Source organism: Pseudarthrobacter sp. MDT1-56 (assembly GCF_059383555.1).
The window spans coordinates 50,100-73,925 of the sequence record NZ_JBWZCK010000013.1; the positions used below are offsets into that span (position 1 = coordinate 50,100).

19 protein-coding genes are annotated in these 23,826 nt (G+C 67.9%); 4 read left to right on the forward strand and 15 right to left on the reverse strand.

Features of this window, described 5'->3' with window-relative positions; genetic code table 11:
* Positions 1-168: 168 nt before the first annotated feature.
* The 14 genes from AC50YC_RS17165 to dinB all read right to left on the reverse strand — a co-directional run bounded on the left by AC50YC_RS17165 (position 169) and on the right by dinB (position 17,674).
* A complete protein-coding gene (locus AC50YC_RS17165; protein WP_494954506.1) occupies positions 169-1,041 on the reverse strand; it encodes a cell division protein FtsQ/DivIB in 873 nt (290 codons plus the stop codon).
* Positions 1,034-2,449 carry a UDP-N-acetylmuramate--L-alanine ligase gene (murC, locus tag AC50YC_RS17170; protein ID WP_494954507.1) on the reverse strand — a complete coding sequence of 472 codons (1,416 nt, stop codon included), beginning with the start codon at positions 2,447-2,449 and terminating at the stop codon, positions 1,034-1,036. Before murC ends, AC50YC_RS17165 begins: the two co-directional genes overlap by 8 nt.
* 4 nt (positions 2,450-2,453) lie before the next feature.
* On the reverse strand, positions 2,454-3,620 hold the full coding sequence (gene murG, locus AC50YC_RS17175; protein WP_494954508.1) for an undecaprenyldiphospho-muramoylpentapeptide beta-N-acetylglucosaminyltransferase: 1,167 nt from the start codon (positions 3,618-3,620) through the stop codon (positions 2,454-2,456).
* 6 nt (positions 3,621-3,626) lie between these two features.
* On the reverse strand, positions 3,627-5,171 hold the full coding sequence (ftsW, locus tag AC50YC_RS17180) for a putative lipid II flippase FtsW (RefSeq protein WP_494954509.1): 1,545 nt from the start codon (positions 5,169-5,171) through the stop codon (positions 3,627-3,629).
* Positions 5,172-5,173: 2 nt separating this feature from the next.
* Positions 5,174-6,775 carry a UDP-N-acetylmuramoyl-L-alanine--D-glutamate ligase gene (gene murD, locus AC50YC_RS17185; RefSeq protein ID WP_494954510.1) on the reverse strand — a complete coding sequence of 534 codons (1,602 nt, stop codon included), beginning with the start codon at positions 6,773-6,775 and terminating at the stop codon, positions 5,174-5,176.
* The gene (gene mraY / locus AC50YC_RS17190; protein ID WP_494954511.1) at positions 6,757-7,866 is read right to left on the reverse strand and encodes a phospho-N-acetylmuramoyl-pentapeptide-transferase; all 1,110 of its coding nucleotides are present in this window, start codon (positions 7,864-7,866) and stop codon (positions 6,757-6,759) included. The genes murD and mraY overlap by 19 nt, the downstream gene beginning before the upstream one ends.
* Entirely contained in the window at positions 7,863-9,398 is a 1,536-nt protein-coding gene (locus AC50YC_RS17195; RefSeq protein WP_494954512.1) for a UDP-N-acetylmuramoyl-tripeptide--D-alanyl-D-alanine ligase, read from the reverse strand. Before AC50YC_RS17195 ends, mraY begins: the two co-directional genes overlap by 4 nt.
* Positions 9,399-9,404: 6 nt before the next feature.
* The gene (locus AC50YC_RS17200) at positions 9,405-11,063 is read right to left on the reverse strand and encodes a UDP-N-acetylmuramoyl-L-alanyl-D-glutamate--2,6-diaminopimelate ligase (RefSeq protein WP_494954513.1); all 1,659 of its coding nucleotides are present in this window, start codon (positions 11,061-11,063) and stop codon (positions 9,405-9,407) included.
* Positions 11,064-11,187: 124 nt separating this feature from the next.
* The gene (locus AC50YC_RS17205; protein ID WP_494954514.1) at positions 11,188-12,990 is read right to left on the reverse strand and encodes a peptidoglycan D,D-transpeptidase FtsI family protein; all 1,803 of its coding nucleotides are present in this window, start codon (positions 12,988-12,990) and stop codon (positions 11,188-11,190) included.
* Positions 12,991-13,032: 42 nt separating this feature from the next.
* Positions 13,033-13,719, reverse strand: coding sequence for a cell division protein FtsL (gene ftsL, locus AC50YC_RS17210; protein WP_494954515.1), 687 nt, complete (start codon positions 13,717-13,719; stop codon positions 13,033-13,035).
* A complete protein-coding gene (rsmH, locus tag AC50YC_RS17215; protein WP_494954516.1) occupies positions 13,716-14,714 on the reverse strand; it encodes a 16S rRNA (cytosine(1402)-N(4))-methyltransferase RsmH in 999 nt (332 codons plus the stop codon). The genes ftsL and rsmH overlap by 4 nt, the downstream gene beginning before the upstream one ends.
* 204 nt (positions 14,715-14,918) lie before the next feature.
* On the reverse strand, positions 14,919-15,347 hold the full coding sequence (mraZ, locus tag AC50YC_RS17220; protein WP_160666519.1) for a division/cell wall cluster transcriptional repressor MraZ: 429 nt from the start codon (positions 15,345-15,347) through the stop codon (positions 14,919-14,921).
* A gap of 411 nt (positions 15,348-15,758) precedes the next feature.
* Positions 15,759-16,133, reverse strand: coding sequence for an SCO2097 family morphological protein (locus tag AC50YC_RS17225; RefSeq protein ID WP_494954517.1), 375 nt, complete (start codon positions 16,131-16,133; stop codon positions 15,759-15,761).
* 278 nt (positions 16,134-16,411) lie between these two features.
* Positions 16,412-17,674 (reverse strand): DNA polymerase IV, encoded by a 1,263-nt coding sequence (dinB, locus tag AC50YC_RS17230; protein ID WP_494954518.1) that lies wholly within the window; start codon positions 17,672-17,674, stop codon positions 16,412-16,414.
* A 74-nt stretch (positions 17,675-17,748) separates the two neighbouring features.
* Between dinB and AC50YC_RS17235 the strand changes: the two genes are divergently transcribed.
* On the forward strand, positions 17,749-18,282 hold the full coding sequence (locus tag AC50YC_RS17235; RefSeq protein ID WP_494954519.1) for a hypothetical protein: 534 nt from the start codon (positions 17,749-17,751) through the stop codon (positions 18,280-18,282).
* A complete protein-coding gene (locus AC50YC_RS17240) occupies positions 18,279-19,373 on the forward strand; it encodes a polyprenyl synthetase family protein (protein ID WP_494954520.1) in 1,095 nt (364 codons plus the stop codon). The genes AC50YC_RS17235 and AC50YC_RS17240 overlap by 4 nt, the downstream gene beginning before the upstream one ends.
* 110 nt (positions 19,374-19,483) lie before the next feature.
* Here AC50YC_RS17240 and AC50YC_RS17245 read toward each other — a convergent pair whose 3' ends face one another.
* Positions 19,484-19,837 carry an Rv2175c family DNA-binding protein gene (locus AC50YC_RS17245; RefSeq protein ID WP_494954521.1) on the reverse strand — a complete coding sequence of 118 codons (354 nt, stop codon included), beginning with the start codon at positions 19,835-19,837 and terminating at the stop codon, positions 19,484-19,486.
* Positions 19,838-20,114: 277 nt separating this feature from the next.
* Here AC50YC_RS17245 and AC50YC_RS17250 point away from each other — a divergent pair, with 277 nt between their 5' ends.
* Together AC50YC_RS17250 and AC50YC_RS17255 are read left to right on the forward strand one after the other, a co-directional pair.
* Positions 20,115-21,491, forward strand: coding sequence for a lytic transglycosylase (locus AC50YC_RS17250; RefSeq protein ID WP_494954522.1), 1,377 nt, complete (start codon positions 20,115-20,117; stop codon positions 21,489-21,491).
* Between the two features lie 121 nt (positions 21,492-21,612).
* A complete protein-coding gene (locus AC50YC_RS17255; protein ID WP_494954523.1) occupies positions 21,613-23,736 on the forward strand; it encodes a Stk1 family PASTA domain-containing Ser/Thr kinase in 2,124 nt (707 codons plus the stop codon).
* Positions 23,737-23,826: the final 90 nt, after the last annotated feature.

Consider the following 23,826-nt stretch of genomic DNA (forward strand, 5'->3'; position numbering starts at 1 on the left):
TGATGGAGTCGAGCTTGAAGCTTTGAACCTTAACCTTCGAGTTGAGGGTTATAGTTATGTCAAGTAACTCTTGTTGTGACGCTATTTCCTATGCCGGGGACATTCAATAACCGGCGCCGCGTGTCGCGGTATTACCGTGAAATAGCTTCCCGGCGAAGTGATCGGCGGCTATCGGGTGACCGGGTGCCGAGGCACACTGACATCGTAAATCCGCACCGGATTTTTCGGGTCCGCGGGCGCCTTGAGCAGGGCTTCAAGGACCTTTGCCTTGAGCTCCTTCTCCCCCGCGTTGCCCCAGACAATCGTCTGTCCGTCGACAAGCTTGAGCTCCACGGCGTCCACCGACTTCGCCGAGGCATTCGAGAGCCGGGCGAGCACGTCGGCCGGCAACGCACCCAGGACTTCGGTGATCGCATGGAACAGGTCCTTGGGCAGGGTGCCGCCTCCGCCGTCGATGACCGGCAGCGGAATCGACTCCGGGTCGGCCGTGTCGCTGAGCTTCACACCGTCGACGTCGACCAGCTGGTGCGCCTCACCCTGCCTGACCAAAGCCACCGGCACACGTTCGGTCACCTTGACCTGCAGCGTCGACGGCGGGTGGGCCTGGGTGGTGACTTTCTTGACCTGGACCAGCGGCTGCAGGAGGGCTGTCACGTCGTCGTCGCTGATCTGTGGCAGCGGCTTGCCCTGCAGCGGCGCCAGGGCTGCCTGGACCTGGTCAGGGGTCAGCAGCTTGGTGCCCTCCACGGAGACGGTCTGCACCGCGAGGACCGGCGAGTAGACGGCAGCGGCGAGGATTCCCGCGACCAGCACCGCCAGGGCTGCGATGGTGCCCTGCACGATCCGCCTGCGGCGTTTGGCTTTGGGTTCCGGGAAGGTCAGCACATTATCCGGAGCCGGCGGGGCCGCCGCGGCGGATGCGGCGCCAGTTGCCGGGCTGTCCTTGGAGGCTGAAATAACGTCGGGTGACCCCGACTCCCCTCGCGTGGCGGGCGGGCGGCGTGCACCCCCCTTGTAGCTGGGCCGGCGGGTGCTAGGCATCGGGAGCACCGTCACCCAGGGCCGCGACGATCATCGGCCCGTAGGCGGTCACGTCGCCGGCTCCGACGGTGAGCACGATGTCCCCCGCCGCGGCGGCGGAGACAAGGGACTGCACAGCCTCGTCGCCCGGTCCGACGAGCCGGCCGCCGGCGCCAAGGTGCGCCGCGATCAGCTGGCTGCTGACGCCCGGAATCGGATCTTCGCGGGCGGGATAGATGTCCAGGACCAGTGCCGTGTCGGCGGTGTTGAGCGCTGCGGCGAACTCTTCGGCGAATTCCCGGGTCCGGGAAAACAGGTGCGGCTGGAAGAGGACGTGCAGCTTGTGGCCGCCGGCCACCGACCGCGCTGCGGACAGGGCTGCCCGGACCTCGGTGGGGTGGTGGGCGTAGTCGTCGTAGACCCGGACTCCCCGGCCCTCGCCCTTGAATTCGAAGCGCCGGGAAGCACCCGTGAAGTGGGCCAGGGCTCCGGCGGCAATGCCGGGGTCCACACCGAGTTCCAGGGCGACGGCGAAGGCGGCCGCCGCGTTGAGGGCGTTGTGCCGCCCGGGAACGTGCAGCTCGAGGGGGAAACGTCCGGCCGGAGTGGTGATCGAGACGTCCCCCGGGCCGCCGTCGTGCAGCACAATCTGGGCGTCATCGCTGGTGCCGTAGAGCACCACGCGGGTGTTGCCGCGCTCAAGGGTCCGCCTGGCGAGGGCGCGGGCGCCGGCGTCGTCCGCGCAGGCGACCAGCACACCGTCGGCCGGGAGCAGGGCGGTGAAGCGGTCGAAGGAGGCGTAGACGGCCTCCGCGGTGCCGTAATAGTCGAGATGGTCCGGTTCGACGTTGGTCACGACGGCGATCTGCGGGCGGTAGTTCAGGAAGGAGCCGTCGGATTCGTCGGCTTCCGCGACGAAGACCGGCGAGCTGCCGCTGGCGGCGTTGACGCCCAGCGCCGGGACGTTCGCGCCGATGGCGAAGGACGGGTCCAGGCCCACGCCCTGCAGGAGGACGGTAATCATCGACGTGGTGGTGGACTTGCCGTGGGTGCCGGCGACGGTGACGGCGGTGTCCTGCGCCATCGCGGCCGCCAGTGCCTCGGAGCGGTGAAGCACCGGCAGTCCGGCGGCCCGGGCCGCCACCAGCTCGGGATTGTCCGGCCGGATGGCCGAGCCGGCGACCACACTCTGCGCGTCGCCCAGGTTGGCAGCGTCGTAGCCGACGCAGATCCGGGCGCCCGCCGCGGCCAGGTCCGCCATGACCGGCAGGTCCTTGGCATCGGAACCGCTGACCGGCAGGCCGCGGGCGACAAGGATGCGCGCCACGGCGGACATCCCCACGCCGCCGATGCCGATGAAGTGAACCCGGCCGAGGTCTTCCCCGGTGCGGGCCGCCGTGGGGGCGTGGTGCTGGTCGGGCTGGGTCATTCCGTTACCGCTTCCTGCTGTGCTGCTTGGAGGGCTTTGCCTTCAACGACTTGGGGTTCAACGACTGTGCTTTCAGCGCCGTTTCCAGGACGAGTCCGGCCATGCGCTGGTCGGCGTCCCGGATGCCGAGCTTTTCGGCGCTGGCCGCCATCCGTGCGAGCCGGACGGGGTCCTGGAGAAGCGGGATGATGTACTCGCGGACCCAGCCGGGGGAAAACGTGCTGTCCTCCACCAGCAGGGCACCTCCCGCGTCGACGAGTCCGGCGGCATTAAGCGCCTGTTCGCCGTTGCCAATTGGCAGCGGAACGAAGACGGCGGGCAGGCCGACGGCGGCGACCTCGCAGACCGTCGCAGCCCCGGAGCGGGCCAGCAGCAGGTCTGCGGCGGCGTACACGGTTTCCATGCCCTCGACGTATTCGCGCTGCTGGTAGCCGGGTGCCGCGAGTGGCCTGCCGTCGGCGTCGTGGACTGCCTTGCCGCGTCCGGTGAGGTGCACGGTCTGGATGCCGGCCTCCGCGAGGAGGCCGACCGATGCCGCGATGGTGCGGTTGATGCTTTGGGCGCCCGAGGAGCCGCCGGTGACAATCAGGGCCGGACGGTCCGGGTCCAGGCCGAGGGCTTCCCTGGCCGCGGTCCTGGCTGCGGTCCGGTCGAGGCCCGAGATTTCCTTGCGCATCGGCATGCCGACGTGCCGGGAGGCGCCCAGCCTGGTGGCGGCGAAGGCCACAGCGACGTGTCCGCCCAGCCGGGCTCCGACGCGGTTCGCCAGTCCCGGGCGGGCATTTGCCTCGTGGATGACGATCGGGATCTTCCGGCGCCGGGCGGCGAGGTACATCGGTGTGCAGACGTATCCGCCGACGCCGACCAGGACGTCGGCTTGGGCCCCGTCAAGGATGACACCGGCCTGTTTCACCGCACCGGCCAGCCGTCCCGGCAGCCGCAGCAGGTCCAGCGAAGGCCTGCGCGGGAAGGGAACCCGGCTGACGGTCGCAAGGTCCAGCCCTGCGGCCGGGACCAGCCGGGCTTCCATTCCGCCGGGTGTTCCGACGGCCAGGAGCCGCACCCCGGGGCGGGCCTCCCGGAGCGCGTTCGCGATGGCCAGGAGCGGGCTGATGTGCCCGGCTGTGCCGCCGCCGGCGAGGACGACGGACAAGGACGAATCGGTGTTCATGGAGGCCTATTTACGCTTTCGTGCGGGATTGCTGGGGGCAGGAGTTCTTGCGGTCCGCGGTCCGGTCACGGGTGACCCGGCTCCCGGTGTTCCGGTGGCGGGCTTGGCGGCGGCCTTGCGGGCCGTGGCCGCCTTGGCGGCCGGATCTTTGCCGGGTTTCCCGGATTTGGCGGGCTTCGTGGGGTTTCCGCCCGCGGCGCGCGCCGCGGTCCGCTTCCGCAGGGACGCTGCGAGTCCGGCCGGGCCGAACCTGAAGAGCCGCTTGGGCTGCAGGCCGGGTGCCATCTGGGCACGGGCCAGTGACAAGACTACGCCGATCGCGCACAGCGACATAAGCAGCGCCGAGCCGCCGTAGGAAATGAACGGGAGCGGGATTCCCACCACGGGGGCCAGACCGGTGACCACGGCCATGTTGACCGTCGCCTGGCCGAGCAGCCAGACCATGATGGTGCCGGCCAGGACACGGTGGAACATGTCCTTCTGGGCCACCACAACGCGGTAGATGGCGGTGCCGAGGATGGCGAAGAGGACCAGCACCACCAGGGTCCCGACCAGGCCGAGCTCCTCGCCGATGATGGCGAAGATGAAGTCATTGTGGGCTTCCGGGATCCAGCTGTACTTCTGCCGGCTTTGGCCCAGCCCCACCCCGAACCATCCGCCGGAGGCGAGGCCGTACAGGCCGTTGGTGGACTGGTAGTTCAAGTCGGTGCCGTCCGCGCAGGTCTGGCCGGTCCAGGACAGGATCCGGCACACACGGTTGGGGCTCGTAATGGCCAGCACGGCGGTACCCGCGGCGAGGACGACCCCGGCGATGCCGAACAGGTACAGCCGCACCCCGGCGAAGAACAGGGCGGCCGCCGTAATCATCATGACGATCATGGCGGTGCCGAGGTCGTTGCCCATGAGGATGAGCCCGATCACTCCGGCTGCGCCCGGAAGCACAACCGGGATCAGGGCGTGCTTGGCCTGGGACAGCAGCTTGGCCTTGCGGTCCAGTACCGTGGCCATCCACAGCGCAAGCGCAAGTTTGGCGGCCTCGGAGGGCTGGAAGGTGAAGGGTCCGACGTCGATCCAGTTCTGGTTGCCGAGGGCGCTGCGGCCGACCAGCAGCACCAGGACCAGCAGCACGAACGCCACCAGGATGGCGATCCAGGCGCCGCGCTTGAGCCAGACCACGTTGACCCGCGAGAGCAGGAACATGCTGAAAAGGCCGATCCCGGCGAACATCCCCTGTTTGAGGGCGGCGGTGTAGGGCGACTCCCCTGCCGCGATGGCCTCCACGCTGGATGCGGAGAGCACCATCATGATGCCGATGGCCGTGAGTGCGAGGGTTGATCCCAGGATCAGGTAGTACGTGGAGCCGTTGCGGGACTTCCCCGTTCCTTCCAGGGCGGACCAGAATCCCTGATACCAGCCCCGGACTTTCCGGGCAGCCGACTGCGGGCCCGTTGCTGCCCCGGGCGCTGATGCTTTCCCTGCCGGTGACTTCGCGGCGGGCGGTTGGGTTGCGGCCGGGGCGGCCGCTGGGTTACGTGTGGGCGTGCTGACCATTGTTACTCCTCGCTGGTCTGAGCCTGCCCTTCCACGAGCTCGCGGACAGCTTCGATGAAGGCGTCGCCACGGTGAGCGTAGGAAGAGAACTGGTCCATGGATGCTGCTGCCGGGGCCAGGAGCACAGTGTCCCCGGAAGCGGCCAGCTGCGCCGCCGACGCAACGGCCTGGGCCATCACAGTCCCGCCGGGAATCGGCGAGGGTGCTGCTACGGCGTCGGCCGTCCCGGCAGTCTGCACCTCTTCAGTTTCGCCCTTCCCCGCACCGATCACGGGGACATCGGGTGCGTGTCGCTGCAGTGCGGAGCGGAGATCGCTGGAGTCGGCCCCGATCAGTACCACGGCCTTGAGCCGCCGGGCGTGCGCCTGGATCAGCGGCTCGTAGTTCACGCCTTTGGACAGCCCGCCGGCTATCCACACGACGCTCTCGAACGAGGAGAGCGAGGCGGCGGCGGCATGCGGGTTGGTGGCCTTGGAGTCATTGACCCAGAGGACGCCGTTGTGGCGGGCGACGAGCTGGATGCGGTGGTCCCCCGGCAGGTAATTCAGCAGTCCCTTGCGGACGGCCGCAGGTTCGACCCCGTAGGCCCGGACAAGGGCTGCAGCCGCCAGGGCGTTGGCCACCATGTGGCGGGGAGCCACCGGGCCGAGTTCCGACACGGACGCCAGTTCGGCGGCGCTGTCCTTGCGTTCGGCGATGAAGGCGCGGTCCACCAGGAGCCCTTCGACGACGCCGAGCATGCTGACGGCCGGCGTGAGCGTGGTGAAGGCCACCGCACGGCAGCCCTCGACGACGTCGGCGTCCTCCACCATGCGTTCGGTTTCGATCTGCTCGGCGTTGTAGATGCACGCCTTCTGGGTGTGTTCGTAGACCTTGGCCTTGTCCGCCAGGTAGGACGCATAAGAGCCGTGCCAGTCGACATGGTCCTCGGCGACGTTGAGGCAGACGCTCGCAACCGGCGAGACGGAATCGCTCCAGTGCAGCTGGAAGCTGGAGAGCTCGACGGCGAAGACGTCGTAGTCCACCGGGTCGCGCAGCGCGTCCAGGATCGGCGTCCCGACGTTGCCGACGGCGATGGCCTTGAGCCCGGCCGCCTGCAGCATCGATTCGGTCAGCCCGACGGTGGTGGTCTTGCCGTTGGTGCCGGTGATGGTCAGCCAGTCGGCGGTCTTGCGACCCTTGCGTTCACGGAGCCGCCACGCGAGTTCGACGTCGCCCCAGACCGGGATGTGGGTCCTGGCCGCGGCGGCGAGCAGCGCCTGGTCCGGCCGCCAGCCCGGGGAGGTGACGATCAGGTCCGGCTTGGCACCGTCGATTTTAGGGACGGTTTCCACGGCGTCCTCGCCCAGCAGGACGTCGGCGGCGCCGACGATCCGGAGCGTGTCCGCCTGGGCCTGCGCCGTGGGGCCGGTGGCGGCGTCGACCACGATCACGCGGGCGCCCAGTTCGATGAGCGTGTCCGCGGCGGCGAAGCCGGAGACCCCGATGCCGGTGACGACGACCCGCAGTCCGGCCCAGTCGGAGTCCCAGCTGACCAGGTCCTGGAGCCGGGGTGAAGTGGTGAGGGGTGCGGGAATCGGACCAGTCACAGGAGTACCACCCATTCGGCGTAGAAGATGCCCATCCCTGCGGCGACAAAGAGTCCGCACAGGATCCAGAACCGGACGACGACGGTGACCTCGGCCCAGCCCTTGAGTTCAAAGTGGTGCTGGAGCGGGGCCATCTTGAAGAAGCGTTTGCCCTTGGTGATCTTGAAGTAGCCGACCTGGATGATCACCGAGAGGGTGATCAGGACGAAGAGGCCGCCGATGAAGGCGAGCAGCAGCTCGGTCCGGGACAGGATGGCGAAGCCCGCGACGGCGCCGCCGATGGCCAGCGATCCGGTGTCTCCCATGAAGATCTTGGCCGGTGACGTGTTCCACCACAGGAAGCCGACCAGCGCCGCGCTGAGGATGGCGGCGAGCAGGGCCAGGTCCAGCGGGTCGCGGACGGTGTAGCAGCCGGCGCCGGCCTGCCGCGGCGAACCGCAGGACTGGTTGCTCTGCCAGATTCCCATCAGGGTGTACGCGCCGAAGACCATGATGGCGGCACCGGCGGCGAGGCCGTCGAGGCCGTCGGTGAGGTTCACGCCGTTGGTGGCGGCGGTGATGATCAGGTTCGACCACAGCACGAAGAGGATGGCGCCGATCAGGGTGCCGGCAAAGGCCAGGTTGAGCCACGGGATATCGCGGACCAGGGAGATCTGGTAGGACGCGGGCGTCACGCCGTTCTCGTCCGGGAACTGCAGGGCAAGGACCGCGAAGATGATGCCCACGGCGGCCTGCAGGATCAGCTTGGCCTTGGCGTTCAGGCCCAGGCTCCGCTGCTTGGAAATCTTGATGAAGTCATCCAGGAAGCCGACCAGCCCCATGCCGACCATCAGGAACAGCAGCAGCAGTGCCGAGGCGGACGGGCCCGGGGATGCCGGGTTGATCATCCACATGACGAGATGTGTGATGCCGTAGCTGGCGAGCACCGACAGGACCACGACGGTGCCTCCCATGGTGGGGGTGCCGCGCTTGGTGTGGTGCGTGGTGGGTCCGTCATCCCGGATGAACTGCCCGTAGCTCTTGCGGACCAGGAAGCGGATAAAGAGCGGGGTGCCCAGGAAGGCAAGCAGCAAGGCCAGTCCAGCGCCCATGAGCAGTGCAATCACAGCAGCGCACTCCCTTCAGTGGCGGTTCCGGCAGCGGGTTTGGCTGCGGCTTCGGCAGCCCTGCCCTCAGCGGCACCAGCAGCGGTCCCGGGGGCTTGTGGGGGTAATGCTATCCGATCGCCCAAGTGGCGCAGCCCGATGCTGTTGGAGGACTTGAACAGCACGAGGTCGCCGGGCTCAAGCTCGGCCTGCAGGAGGTCGTAGGCTTCCTCCGGGGTCTCGGCGAAGACGCACTCGTTGCCCCAGGACCCCTCGTTGACGGCTGAGACATAGAGCGAGCGTGCCTCGCGTCCCACGACGACGAGCCGGGAGATGTTGAGCCGGACCACCTGGGTGCCCACCGCCATGTGTTCGCGGATGGAGTCGGGGCCCAGCTCCAGCATTGCCCCGAGCACGGCCCAGGTCCGGCGGCCCCTGCCGAGGTCGGCTAGGGTCCGCAACGCGGCGCGCATGGACTCCGGGTTGGCGTTGTACGCGTCGTTGATGATGGTGACGCCGTCGGGCCGTTCGGTGCGTTCCATCCGCCACCGGCTGGCGGCGGCCTGGGCGCTCAGCGAGGCCACGATGCGTGCGGCGGGGACGCCGGCGGCGTGCGCCGCTGCAGCCGCCGCCAGCAGGTTGGCAAGGTGGTGGGCGCCGATCAGTTTGGCCGCGACGTGGTGCCCGGCGCTCTCGCCGGGCAGGAACAGGTCGAATTCGGGGCTGCCGCCGGCCGTCAGCTCGACGCCCTCGGCACGGACGGCGGCGGCCAGGCCGACGCGGTCCGGCTGGGCGGAGTAACCGAGCACGGTGGCCCGGGTGCGCGTGTCCATGGCCGCGACGCGGGCGTCGTCCAGGTTGAGGACGGCGGTGCCGGTGGCCGGCAGGGCCTCGACGAGCTCGCCCTTGGCGAGGGCAATGTTGTCCACGCCGCCGAATTCACCGGCGTGCGCCGTGCCGACACCAAGGACCACCCCGATGTCGGGGCGGACCATCTCCGCGAGGTAGCTGATGTGTCCGACGCCGGTAGCGCCCATCTCGATCACGAGGTAGCGGGTGTCGGCCCCGGCCTTGAAGACGGTGAGCGGGACCCCGACTTCGCCGTTGTAGGACCCCTGCGGGGCAATGGTGTTCCCCTCCGCGGCCAGGATCCCGGCCAGCAGGTCCTTGGTGGTGGTCTTGCCGGCGGAACCGGTGATGCCAATCACGGTCAGCGGCTCGCCGTCGGCCGCGCGGCCGGCGCGGATCCGGCGGACGGCTTCCGCGGCAAGGGCACCCATCGCGAGGACCGAATCCTGGACCACGATGGCGGGGTAACTGCCGCCGGCTGCGTCCGCGACGTCGTGCTCGACCAGCGCCAGGACGGCGCCGCGCTCGAAGGCCGCGGCGACGAAGTCGTGGCCGTCGGCGGTCTCGCCCGGCTTGGCCACGTAAAGGGAACCCGGCGTGGCTTCCCGGGAGTCGGTCACCACTGAGCCGGGGGTGATCCCCGGTTCGGCGGCCAGGCGGCCGTTCGTTATATCGGCGATTTCCGCCGCGGTAAATGCAATCATCTCGGTTTAGGACTCTATCCGCTGGTCTTCGAGAACGGTGAATCCCCGAGCTGTCAAGGCAGAGCGAAGCTCCACCCTGTCGTCTAGGGCGAGGTTGACGCCTTTGACTTCCTGCCAAACTTCGTGGCCGCGCCCCGCGACGAGGATGGTGTCGGCCGGGCCCGCGAGTGCCACGGCCTTCCGGATGGCGGCATCGCGGGGGAAGACCTCAAGGATGCTGCAGTCCAGTTCTTCGTGCTCTTTGGCCTCGACCGCGCCCACCAGCACGTCGGCGCGGATCTCCGCGGCATCCTCGTCGTGCGGGTCGTCGTCGCTGACAATGACGATGTCGGCGAGGCGCGCAGCGATAGCCCCCATGGCGGGCCGCTTGCCCTGGTCCCGCTGGCCGGTGGCACCAAAGACGATGATCACCCGGGATCCCGGCTCCGGGGAGCGGACGGCTTCCAGCGCGCGGGCCAGGGCGTCGGGGTTGTGTGCGAAGTCGACCACCGCTGCGGGGGCGGTGGAGACGAGCTGCATGCGGCCGGGGACAGCGACGGTGAAGGGGTCGCGGTCGTCGAGGGCGGCCTGGACCGCGGCGGCGTCGTGGCCGCCCGCGAGCACCATGACAGTTGCCAGCGCTGCGTTGGCCACATTGAAGCTTCCCGGCAGCCCGGTGTGGACGCGCAGCTCCGTGCCGTCGCGGTGGCGGAGCGTGAAGACCGTGCCGAGCCCGCGCGGAACCGCATTCAGGACCGTCCAGTCCGCAGCTGTGCTCATCCCGGCCGCCGCGCCGGTGACGTGGGTGGACAGCGTGGTCACCGGGATGCCGGCGGTTGCGGCGAGCTTCACGCCCCAGTCGTCGTCGACCGTCACGACGGCGCGGCGGGCCCGCCCGGGAGTGAAGAGCCGGGCTTTGGTCTGGAAGTACTCGTCCATGCTGCCGTGCAGGTCGAGGTGGTCCTGGGTCAGGTTCGTGAAGCCGGCGACGTCGAATTCGACCCCGTCCACGCGGTGGAACGCGACGGCGTGCGAGGAGACCTCCATCGAGGCCGCGTCGAGGCCGCGTTCGCGCATCAGGGCCAGCAGGGCGTGGACGTCGGTGGATTCCGGGGTCGTGAGGAGGCTGGGGATCGGCTCCCCGCCGGCCAGGATCTCGATGGTGCCGATCAGCCCTGTTTTCTGCCCGAGGGCCTGCAGCAGGGCGTTAATGAAGTAGGTGGTGGTGGTCTTGCCGTTGGTGCCCGTGACCCCGTAGAGGGCCGGAGCGGGCTCATCCTGCGGCCGGCTCCGGTAGATCAGGGCGGACAGCCTGCCCACGAGGCTGCGGGGCGCCTCGGCCAGCAGCACCGGGACGGCGATGTCGTGGGAGAACGCCAGCAGGCGCGCGCCGGCGTCGTCCGTCAGCACGGCGGCTGCTCCGGCCTCCAGTGCCTGGGAGACAAAGTCGGCCCCGTGCCGGGCCGCGCCAGGCAGGGCGACGTAGAGGTCGCCGGGCTGGACGGCGCGGGAGTTCAAGGAGATCCCGGTGACCGCGACGGAGCCGGATGCCCCGGGGACAACGACGCCGATCGACTCACCGATGGTTGCCAGCGGCACTGCAGCAACTGCAGCGGGCCGGAAGCCCGGGGTGGATCCCGGGCCGGACGGCGCGGCGGAAGCGCCGGGGGCATTCTGGTCTGACACGAGGATCTCCGTTGGTGGTGCTGGTGGATCTGACGCTGAGCGCGGAGGATTGCTCCGGCCGGCAGGCTCAGTTTCCAGGTACAGGTTGGTGGTGGACGTGCGTGGTGCTGGTTCCCGCGCGGTGCTACTTGACGTACTGCGGCAGCCGGACGGGTTCGCCGGTGGACGGCGGGACGTTGTACGTCCGCAGCGCCTGGCTCATCACGGACCGGAAAACCGGACCGTTTGAGATGCCGTAGATATCGCCTTTGGGCCGTTGCAGGACCACTTCAACAATAAACCGCGGATCGTCCATTGGCGCCATCCCCACCATCGACGCCGTGAAGCCGCAGAAGCCGGCGGTGCCGTCGTCGCACGGGGACTGGGAGGTTCCGGTCTTCGCCCCGACCCGGTAGCCGTCCAGGCCGGCTTCCTTGATCTGTCCCTCGGTGACGGCGCTCTCGAGGATGTCCCGCACCTGCCGGGCGGTGTCCGGGGTGACTATTTGCCGGGAAGCCTGGGCCGGCACTTTTTCCTCGGTGCCGTCGGGGTTGATGTAGCTGTCGATCAGCCGGGGCTGGAGCATCACCCCGTTGTTGCCGATGCTTTGGAACGCCCGGACAGTCTGCAGCGTGGACTGCGAGACGCCTTGGCCGAACAGCACGGTGTACTCCTGGCGCCCGTCCCATTGCTCGTGGGGGGTCAGGATGCCCGTGGCTTCAGCGGGCAGTCCAACGTCCGGCGCCTCGCCGATGCCGAACTTCTTCAGCCAGTCGTAGCGTTGCTCCTTGCTGAGCCGCTGGCCGGCCATGACGGTGCCGGTATTCATCGACCAGCCCAGGATGCCGGCCAGGGTCCGCTCCTCGGTGCCGTGCGCGAAGGAATCGCTGAACGTCTGCCCGTCCACGGTGTACGACGACGGGATGGTGAACTTGTCCAGCGGGAACGATTTGCCTTCCTCGATCAGCGCGGCGGCCGTGATCATCTTTTGCACCGATCCGGGCTCGTACGCCGCGGTGACGGCACGGACGCCGCGGTCCTGGGCATCGACCTTGCCCGGATCGTTGGGGTCCGGGGAGTTGGTGTCCGCCATGGCGATGATGTCGCCGGTCTTGATGTCCTGGACGATGACGACGCCCCACTCGGCGCTGAGCTTGTCCCGCTGGCTCTGGATTGCCTGCTGGGCGAAATACTGGAGGTCCGAGTTCAGCGTGAGCCTGATGTCCTTGCCGTTGACCGCCGGGGTCAGCTGGTCGACTCCGACCGGGATGCGCAGCCCGTCTGCGCCGATTTCGAAGAGCCGCTTGCCCGCGGTTCCCCTGAGGATCTCGTCCTGGGTCTGCTCGAGGCCGGCCTGGCCGGTGGTGCCGTCCTTCAGGAAGCCCACGATCCCGCCGGCCACCGAGCCGTTGGGGTACACCCGCTTGCTGGTGCCTTCGGTGACGATGCCGGGGATCTGGAGCTTGGAGATGCGGTCCTCGACGTCGGGCTTCAGGTCCTTGGCCACGATGTAGTAGCGCTGGTCCCCCGTCAGTGCGTCCTTGACGGTGTCCTTGTCCATTCCCAGCACCGTTGCGAGTTCGCTGATGCCCTGGTCCCGGGTGACCTTGACGAGCTCTTCCTTGCCGTCCACCGGCTCCAGCCGGCGGAATGACTCGGTCTTGGTGTTGACGGTCTGATCGACGACGAGGTTGTAGCGGATCACGCTGCTGGCCAGGACGGTGCCGTTGGTATCCAGGATGCTGCCGCGTTCGGCGGGCAGTTCAATGGGGGTGAGCCTGTTCTGGAGGGCGGCCTCGGCCATGCCGCCGACGTCGAGGCCCTGGACCAGGAAGAGTTTTCCGCCGACGACGAGCAGGAGCGTCAGCATGACGCCGAGGCCCAGCCGCAACCGCCTTGTCGCGCTCGGCGCTTTCGCCTTGCGTGCCTTGCCGGTGTTCTGCGCCACGATGTTTCCTTGCTATTTGCCTGGCTGGTGGTCCGTCCTGCGTTACTGTCCCGGGACCTTTTGCGCGGGGGCGGGAACGGAGCCGCCGTGGAGTTCGACTGCCGGAACAGCCGGGGCGGCAGCGGCCGGCGGGGCCGGTACAGCCCTGGCGGCCGGTTCAGCGGCAGCCGGCGCGGCGGCCTCGGCAGCGGCCGCGGGTTTGCGGTTCGCGAGCGGCTCCTTGACGGTGGCGGGCGGAACGACGCTGAGTTGTCCTGCCACGGCCGGGGCCGCAATGACGGCGCCGGGGGCGTCGCCCTTGACCGCAGGCTTGGCTTTGCCCGTGACGGTCAGGGTGGAAAGGTCGATCTGGCCCTTGCCGGTCGAAGCCACCATGCCCAGCTCCGTGGCTTTGGCGGCCAGGTTCTGCGGGGCGTCGAAGTTCTGCACCTGCTGGGTGAGGTCCTGGTTCTGTTTCGTCAGCGTGGACTGCTCGCTCCGCAGCTGTACCAGCTGGTACTGCGCGGTGGAAACGGAGATGTTGAGGACCAGTACCGCCATCAGCGCTATGGCAAGGAGGCCAAAGCAGAGGACCACGAACGGGGCACGCCGCTTCTGCGGGGTTGACCGGACCAGGGAGAGCGGGGTGCGCGCTTTCCGGGAGGGGCCGGTGCCGGGAGTGATCCCGGGCAGGGCGCGGGCTGTCGCGTCGGTGGCAACGGGGAATCTGTTGACAGCGGCAGTGCTCATGCGGCCCTCCTGGCTTTGATGCGTTCCACGGCGCGGAGCCTGGCGGAAGCGGCGCGTGGGTTCTCGGCGATTTCAGCGGCGGTGGGCACTTCGGTGCCCTTCGTCAAGGTTTTCAGCTCGGCCTTGTGCTCTTCGAGTTCCACGGGGAAGCCGAGCGGTGCGGATGATTTGGATCCTGCCTGGAAGAAGCCCTTGACGATCTTGTCTTCCAGCGAGTGGTACGACATGACGACGACGCGGCCGCCGACTGCGATGGCGTTGATGGCCGCAGGGATGGCGCGTTCCAGGACATCGAGTTCTTCGTTAACCTCGATCCGGAGCGCCTGGAAGGTACGCTTCGCCGGATGTCCACCCGATTTTGCGGCGCCGGCGGGGACCACATCACGGATTTGTTCAACGAGCTCACCTGTAGTCGTGAAGGGCTTCCCGGCGCGGGCGGTGACGATCCGGTTGGCGATGCGGCCGGCGAACTTCTCCTCGCCCCATTTCCGGATGATCCGGACCAGGTCCTCTTCGCTGTAGTTGTTGACGACGTCGGCGGCGGTCTGGCCGCGGCTCGTGTCCATGCGCATGTCCAGCGGGGCGTCGAAGGAGTAGGCGAAACCACGTTCCCGTTCGTCCAGCTGGAGCGAGGAGACCCCGAGGTCCATCAGGACCCCGTGGACCTCCGCGAAGCCGAGGTCCTCGAGGATGTCGGGGATTTCGTCATACACCGCGTGCACCAGGTCGATCCGGTCGGCGAAGGGCTGGAGGCGCTCCCCCGCGAGGGCGAGGGCCTCCTCGTCACGGTCGATGCCGATCAGGTGCAGATCCGGGAAGCGCTGCAGCATGGCCTCGGAATGTCCGCCCATGCCCAGGGTGGCGTCAATGACCACGGGGGTCTCGCCGCGGCTGCGCGCCGCCTCGAATCCGGGTGCCAACAAATTGATGCACCGGTCCTTGAGGACCGGTACATGACGTTCGGACGTGGGCTTCGACTGGTCAGGGTCCGTCATGCCTGCGTCCTTTCGTGGTCCGGCTGATTCCTGGAGTGCGGTTGTTTGGTGTGTGCGCCGCTTCTTAATCCAGATCCCCATCCGCGCCTATCCTGCGTCTGCCTGGCTCCGGGGAAGTGAGCCAGGAAAACAGCCGGATGGGCGGCTGGAGATCTCGGTCAAGAATCGTGCAGTGCTGCTTGGCTGCCTGGTTCCTGTGGGGCTTCAGAGAATCCCCGGTATTGCATCGTCGGTCTCCGAGAAGGCCGTTTCCTTTTCTGCGAGGTACTCGTTCCATGCCTGGGCGTCCCAGATCTCCGCGCGGGTGCCTGCACCAATTACGGCGAGTTCCCTGCCGAGCCCTGCGTACTCCCGGAGCGCCGGCGGAATCGTCACGCGCCCCTGCTTGTCAGGTACCTCGTCGGAGGCTCCAGAGAGAAAAACACGGATGTAGTCACGAGCCTGCTTGCTGGAGATTGGCGCCTCCCGCATCTGCTCGTGAACCCGGCCGAATTCCGCCTCACTGAAGACGTAGATGCAGCGTTCCTGGCCCCTTGTGAGAACCAGTCCGCCGGCAAGCTCCTCACGGAACTTCGCGGGGAGGATGATTCGGCCTTTTTCGTCCAGACGCGGCGAATGTGTGCCGAGAAACACGGCCCACCGCCTGTCTGTTCGTAGGAAGCCCAACGTCCCCTGTGCTGCCACTACCCTCTTACGTCCTCCACATTACTCCACATCCCTCCACAGTCAACGACACGCCGAACGATTTGGCCTCAATTTGTGGGATCGACGGCCCCCATATCCCTGTTATGGCCGGAAATTGGGGCCGGTGGGGCGCAGTGGAGGGAATCTGCAGGACCGTGGCGCTCCGTCCTCCGGTGTGGGGCCACGGACGACCCCGCAAGGTCCGGCGGGGCTGCTGCAGCCCGGCATCCGTCGCACATCGCGGCCCTGGACACCATTTAACGAAAAAAGACCCGCCGGAGCGGGCCTTTGATGCCACCTGGGATTCCCCTGTGGTGGAAAGTGGAGATCGACGGGGAGGTCCGGCGAACCGGACGGACCTTAGGGTTCCCCGCGGTGCCTTTCGTCCCAGCGTTCCTCAAGATTGCTCATGAACGAACTCCTCGGCTTCCCGGACTTCCGGGCCGTGTCCGCGGCCTTCGCCTTGCCGGCAGCCGCACCGCGCATGGTGGCGTAGTAGACCCCGGCACCCATGACGACGAAGCCCAGGACTCCGACGAAGATGTTTTGGATCGTCACGCCAAATAGCAGGAGCACGACGCCGGCCAGGGTGGCCAGGACGCCGATCACCAGATGGCGGGTTGACCATGAACGTCCCGCGTCCGAGCCCATCGAGCTGGCGAACTTTGGATCGTCCTCATGCAGCTGCTTCTCAAGTTGCTCCAGCAACTTCTGTTCGTGCTCCGAGAGCGGCATCACGACCTCCTTAAGTCGGCCAACGTCCAGACTGACGCGGCCAGTGTCCCTAAACCCACAACGTGCGGGATTCCCGTGTGGTTCCCATTCGCCGCCATTGGTCGATTGGGTTTCTTCACGGCCCGTTCCCGGGTGTTCAGCTGGTCCTGCATTAGTCCGAACGCTCGATCCAGTCGTTCCAAACTTACGTATTAATAAGGATAGTTTGTTGCGCCCTGTTCTGAAAGATGCCAAACGTCCCCTTGACTTCAAGAAGTGGCTGATTGACCTCCCGTGGATCAGCCCGAGTTGCTTCCGGGGTCCAAGAGCCTGGCCGGCAGCACTGATTTTGTGCCAAATTTCCGGGTCACCTGGTCCAGGACCTGTTCCGCGGCGCGCCAGTTGTCGTCCCGGCGGTCAAGGCTTAGCTGCAGGGGCGCCTGCGCGGCTTCTTCGAGCTGTTCGGCCCGGATGCCCACAAGCCGCACGGTCATGGGGCGGTCACCGACCGACTCCAGGAGCTGGACGGCGACGGCGTAGAGCAGCTGGGCGCTGTCGATCGGGGTGCTGACCGTGCGGCTGCGGGTGATCGTGGAGAAGTCCGCGTAGCGCAGCTTCAGGGCCACGGTGCGGGCGTGCATGCCGGCACTGCGGAGCCGCTCCGCCGTCCGGTGCGACAGGCGCAGCAGTTCCCGGTGCAGCAGTGCCTCGTCGGCTGTGTCCACCGCAAAGGTCTCTTCCGCGCCGATGCTCTTCTCGAGCCGGACGGGGGTCACCGGGCGGGGGTCGATGCCCCACGACAGCCGGTAGACGTGTTCTCCGGAAGCGCCGAGCACCTTCCGCAGGGACGGGAGCGGGGACGCCGCGACGTCCGCGACGGTCCGGATGCCCATCCGGGACAGCACCTCCACCGTTTTGGCACCGACGCCCCAGAGGGCACTGACCGGAAGGCTGTGCAGGTACGGGACGGTCTCCTCCGGCCCGATGAGCAGCAGCCCGTTCGGCTTGCACCGGGTCGAGGCAATCTTCGCCACGAACTTGCTGGCGGCTATCCCCACGGACGCGGTAATGCCCAGTTCGCTGCGGACCCGGGTGCGGATGAGTTCGCCGATCTCGCGGGGCGGGCCCAGCCGCCGGATCGCTCCCCCGACGTCAAGGAAGGCCTCGTCCACGCTGAGCGGCTCCACCAGTTCGGTAATCGACCCGAAGATCTCCATAATCTGGCCGGAGACCTCGTAGTAGAGCTTGTGCCGGGGCTCGATAACGACGGCAGAGGGACACATCCGCATGGCCACCACCATCGGCATGGCGGACTTAACGCCAAATTTCCGGGCCTCGTACGAGGCGGACAGCACGACCGACCGGTCGGCGGGGTAGCCCACGATGACAGGCTTGCCCACGAGCTCCGGACGGCTGCGCAGTTCCACGGAAACAAAGAACGCGTCCATGTCCACGTGCATGATGCTGCTCCGCCGGAGCTCCCGCAGTTGCGCTTCGGTGGGCCGACTGGCTGCGCCCTGGGGAGACTGCTCCCGCTGCTGTTTATCCTGGTCCGGCCCCACAACTTCAATCCTATGCCCCGGGACTGACTAAACTGGAGGCTGAATCCGGCGTCAACACCAGGAGGAAAGTCCCTGTGAAGGTATTAGGACAGCGCAACCGCGCTGCGGTAGCCGTCTTGGCGGCGGGCACGCTGATGGCCCTGGCCGCCTGCACACCCGCCAACCCCGGGACCACTTCCTCGGGCTCCTCGTCCGCCTCGGCTGCGCCGTCCCCGGCCGGGCCCACCACGACGGCACCGGCCAGCCCCTCCGCCGAACCCGGCACCTCGGCCACTGTCGGCGCGATGGTTCCCGGGTTCCCGGAAACGCTCCTGCCGGTGATGCCCGGAGCGAAGGTCGTCTCCAGCAGCTTCGACAAGACCACGGAACCCGCTACGGTGGCACTCGTCGGCAGCATCTCTGCGCCGTCGGCCGACGTGCTGGCCTTCTACACGAAGGAACTGGAGGCCCAGGGCTTCAAGGCCGTTCCGGGTGAAACTGTGGGAGCCGTGCCGTCCAAGGACTTCCTCCGCGGTGACACCGAGACGGTCAACATTTCCGTGCTGGAAACCGCCGGCGTCTCCACCTTCACCATCGGTGCGAACGTCGCCGCCGAGTCCGTCAAGTGACCCTCGCGGAGCAGTTGCGCCTGGAACAAGCTGCCTATGTTGCCGCAGTCGCCGGGAAGCTCACCGATTTCCTGGCCACCCGCCAGGCGGTGATGTCCTCGATCTCCCCGGACATCGATCCACTGATGGGGTCCATCTCGAACCTCGTCACCGGCGGCAAACGCCTCCGGGCGCTGATGTGCTACTGGGGCTGGCGGGGCGCGGGCGGCGGGGCGGGAGCCAACGAGATCGTGACAGCAGGCTCCGCGCTGGAGCTGTTCCAGGCCGCCGCCCTGATCCACGACGACATCATCGACCGCTCTGACACCCGCAGGGGCGGCCCCAGCGTGCACCGGCGCTTCAGCGAACTGCACGAGACGCAGGGTTGGGCACTGGACAGCGAACGGTTCGGGCACGCGGCCGCCATCCTGACCGGCGATCTGTGCCTGTCCTTCAGCGAGGAATCCTTTACCGAGATCGGGCAGAGCGCAGCCTCCGGGAGCCGGGCACGGCTGATCTTCAACCTGATGCGCGCCGAGGTCATGGCGGGCCAGTACCTCGACATCCTCGAGGAAGTGGCGGGTCCCCGTCGGGACCGGGCCGGAGCCGTCAGCCGCGCCCAGTCCATCATCCGATTCAAGTCGGCCAAGTACTCCACTGAACATCCGCTGGCTTTGGGCGGCGCCCTGGCCGGCGCCCACGACGAGCTGCTGCGTGGCTACTCGGCATTCGCCCTTCCATTGGGCGAGGCCTTCCAGCTCCGCGACGACGTCCTGGGAGTCTTCGGTGATCCTGTTACCACCGGCAAACCGGCGGGAGACGATCTCCGTGAAGGCAAACGGACCGTCCTAATCGCCTTTGCCCTGGACCTGGCCAGCCCCGCCGAGTCCGCGTTCATCGACGCAAAGCTGGGCAGCCCCGGGCTGGGCGACGCCGACGTGGACGAAATCCGCCGCATCATCGCGGACTGCGGCGCGCTCCAGGCCACGGAAGTCCTGATCGAGGAATTTGGACGCGCAGCGTTCGCTGCGCTGGATCTCCTGCCGTTGGAGGAACTGCCCAAGACGGCGCTCCGGAAGCTGGCCGAGGCCACGGTCAGCCGCGCGGCCTGAACCGCAGCTCCCGGCGCACCGGAACCCGGCGGCAACAACAATGCAGGCCCTGCACCTCACGACTGAGGGGCAGGGCCTGCATTGATTCAGGATGGGGGCGTTGTTTGCGGCTACCAGGCCAGGGACTGCGCCCGGCGCCGGATTTCCGTTTTGCGCCCCTCCCGGAGTGCGTCGATCGGACGGCCGCGCAGGGAATCGTCCGGGGTAAACAACCAGGTAATGAGTTCCTCGTCGGAATAGCCAGCGTCCGCGAGGACCACGATCGTGCCCTTGAGGCTTTCAACCGCATGACCGTCCTGGATGAAATCCGCAGGAACGCAGCGGATACGCCGTTCCCCGACCCTCAGTGCCGCCAGCGCACGTTCGTCAAGAAGCGCATGAACCTTGGTAATCGAAACGTTCAGAAGCTGTGCGACATCGGGCAGGGGCAGCCATTCGCCCACAAGGCTTTCTACATTACTCACGGATCAAGATTGCCATGCCGGCAGGCTCTGCGCCTAGTCGAAGCCGCCCCGTTTGACGCCAACCGCCCCTGGCGCCGATTCCGTCCGCGCCGCGGCCCCCTGAACGACACTCCGCAGACCCCCGTTGCGGAATGTCAAACACTTCTTGTGCTAATTCCCAAATTATGAGAGATTCACATGGATCACATTTGTAACTGCAATAACTTGAGTCACACTGGTAACACCAGTATTGTCGGCCACACCCGCAGCGTTCGCCGCTGAGAAGAGGACCTTTCCCATGACGACGACACGTTCGCCAAAGCCCACTGCGCGGCCCAGCCTGCCGATGATTGCGGCCACGACGGCGGCCCTTCCCGCCGTCGTCCTTTCTTCTCTGGCGATCGCCCAGCCGGCCGCGGCCGAGTCCCGCACCCGCGCCATCCCGGCCACCCTTGCTGCGGCCATGCAGGCACAGGCCCAGGCACAGACCGCCCGGTCGCTGGGTTCCGCGCTGATTCCTGCCAGTTCCGTCCCGGCGGCCGTGCCGTCCGCGTTCCGGCCCGCCCAGGTTTCCGCCCCCGAGGAGTACACGATCGCCCGCGGTGACACTATCAGCGGAATCGCCGGCAAGTTTGGCCTGGACACGAACGCCATCCTGGAAGTGAACGGGCTGCAGGCGAACACGATCATCTACCCCGGCCAGAAGATCAAACTCGGCGGCCCGGCCACAGCGCCGGAGCCCGCGGCTCCCGCCGCCGCTGCCGGCAGCTTCTACACCGTAAAGTCAGGCGACACCCTGGGTGCCATCGCGGCCCGCCACGGCGTCAAGCTCTCCGAGGTCTTCGGCTGGAACGGGCTCAACCTGGGCTCCATCATCTACCCCGGCCAGCAGATCAAGATCGGCGGCGCCGCGGCACCTGCACCGACCCCGGCGGCCCCCGCCCCGGTAGCGCCGGCCGCGACCCCGGCACCTGCCCCGGTGGCGCCGGCCCCCGCGTCAGGTTCCTACACCATCAAGTCCGGCGACACCCTCTCCGGCATCGCCGCAAGGAACGGCGTCAAGCTCGCCGACATCCTGTCCGCCAACCGCCTGACGACGAGCAGCATCATCTACCCCGGCCAGAAGCTGGCCCTCCCGGGTGCGGGCATCGCACCGGCGTCAACTCCTCCCGCTGCCACGGTCACGCCGCTCGTCCCGAGCACCTTCCTCGGCTACACGTACCCGGCCGCCGTCGTCAGCTCCGCCAACCAGAACAAGGCCCTGCTGAACGCCTCGCCGGTGCCCAGCCGCGAACAGATGAAGACCATCGTCGCGGACACCGCCCGGCGCATGGGCGTCGACCCGTCACTGGCCCTGGCCTTCGCGTTCCAGGAATCCAGCTTCGACCACCGCTCGGTCTCCCCGGCCAACGCGATCGGTACCATGCAGGTCATCCCCTCCTCGGGTGAGTGGGCTTCGGACCTCGTGGGCCGCCAGCTGAACCTGCTGGACCCCTACGACAACGCCACGGCCGGCGTCGCGATCATCCGCCAGCTGCTCCGCACCAGCCCGGATCAGGACTCCGCCATCGCGGGTTACTACCAGGGCCAGTACTCGGTCAGCAAGTACGGCATGTATGACGACACCAAGCGCTACGTGGAGTCCATCAAGGCACACCAGAAGAACTTCGGCTAGAAGTCCAGAGCAGCCTTGGCCGCGGCGTCAGCCGCCCCGGCCAAGCCGCGACTGATAACGATACGGGCCCGGATCGCATGTTGATTCGGGCCCGTTTCCGTGCAGCGATTAGGATCGTATAGTGCAGGATTACTCGTCGGACCCTCTCGTTGGCACCCTGGTGGATGGCCGGTACCTGATTCAGTCCAGGCTCGCCAGCGGCGGGATGTCCACTGTGTACGTGGCCACCGACCGCCGGCTGGAGCGGGATGTGGCCCTGAAGGTGCTGCACCCCCACATGACCGGCGACCCGCAGTTCCTCGACCGGCTGGGCCGCGAGGCCAAGGCCGCCGCGCGGCTGTCGCACCCGCACGTGGTGGGAGTCCTGGACCAGGGCGAGGATGACCGGGTGGCCTACCTGGTGATGGAGTACATCAAAGGCCACACCCTGCGCGACGTCCTCAAGGACAAGGGCGCGCTTCCTCCGCGCCTTGCCCTGGCGTTGATCGACCCCGTCGTCGAGGGCCTGGGGGCGGCCCATGAAGCGGGCCTCATCCACCGGGACATCAAACCCGAGAACGTTCTGATCGCCGACGACGGGCGGATCAAGCTCGGCGACTTCGGGCTGGCGCGCGCCATTTCGACGTCGACCAGCACCGGCGCGCTGATCGGCACCGTGGCGTACCTCTCCCCCGAACTCGTACTGGGCCGGCAGGCCGACGCGCGCAGTGACATCTACTCGGTCGGGATCATGCTGTACGAGATGATCACCGGCCGGCAGCCATTCGACGGCGAGGTTCCGATCCAGGTCGCCTACCAGCACGTCAACTCTGCTGTCGGCGCCCCCTCCGAGCTCGTGCCGGGACTCGCCGCTGAAATTGACGAACTCGTGCAGTGGTGCACCGCCAACGACCCCGACAAGCGCCCCGTCGACGGAAGCGCCCTGCTCTCCGAACTCCGCCACATCCGGAGGAACCTCAGCGACGCAGAACTCGACCTGCAGCCCCCTGCGGCGCGTCCGGCCGTACCGGCCGTGCCGCCCACGCCCAGCCCGCCGGCCCGGCGCCCCGGCGGCTCCCCGGAGCCCCGCGACGGCAGCGGCGCCACCGAAGTCATCGGTGGACGCCAGCAGCCCACGGAGTTCATCGCCCGCGGCAGCAACCCGACCACCGTGATGTCCGCGGCCCCGCGCCACCCCGGCTACGGCCCGCTGTCCGCCCCCGACGACGTGCCCTACGACAACAACGACGACTACGACGACGGAAACGATTCCGCAGTTCCGGCCAGCAAGCGGGCGCAGCGCAAACTCGACCGTGACGAGGAGAAGGCGCGCCTGCGTGCCGCGGCCACGCCGGTCCGGACCCTGCGCGAGGGGAACCCCCGGCGCCGCGGGCTGCTCTGGATTCTTGTCCTGGTCATCGCGGCTCTGCTGGCCGGCGGGGCCGGCTGGTTCTTCGGCATGGGTCCGGGCTCCCCCGGCACGGTTCCGCAGCTCGCGAACAAGACGGTGGCGGAGGCCCAGCAACTGCTCCGCACGGCCGGTTTCCAGTCCACGACCAAGGACGTCTTCGACGACGACGTCGCCCCCGGGCTGGTGGTCGGTTCTGTTCCGGCAGCCGGGGAAGTCATCCGGAAGTTCCAGCCGGTGTCCCTCGCGGTCTCCAGGGGCCCCGAGCTGTTCCCCCTGCCGGACCTGGTCGGGGGGTCCCTCGACGAGGCCAAGACCGCCCTCAACGGCGCGGGGATGGCCCTCGGGCAGATCGCTGAAACCTATGACGAATCCGCGCCCGCAGGCACCGTTCTGGCGCAGGCACCGCGCAGCGGCAATCCGGTCCGACACGGCACCCCGGTGGACCTCACGGTGTCCAAGGGCCCGCAGCCCATTCCGGTGCCGGACGTGCGGGGCCAGGAACAGGGGGACGCGGTCGCGGCCATCGAAGCCGCCGGCCTGAAGGCCGTCATCTCGCCGGAAACCGTCTTTGACCGCAGCGTGCCCAAGGGCGCCGTGGTGGCGCAGGACCCGGCCTCCGGAAACCTCACCCGGGGCGGCACCATCACCCTGACCGTTTCCAAGGGGCCCAGGCTCGTTGACGTTCCGAGCTTCATCGGCGATCAGGTCGACGAGGCCGAGGCCGCCCTCCGGGAGCTGGGCTTCGACGTCCGGGTGAACGAGATCCTCGGCGGGTTCTTCGGCACGGTCCGGGACCAGGACCCCGTCAACAAGAAGGTTCCGGAAGGCTCCCTGGTCACCCTGACCGTGGTCTGACCGCCTGGCCTGAATTCACCCGCTGGTCTGGGAACGGATGATCCGGCTGCCCCCGGATAAACAGCTCCGCCCCGGCTGGTTCGGCCGGGG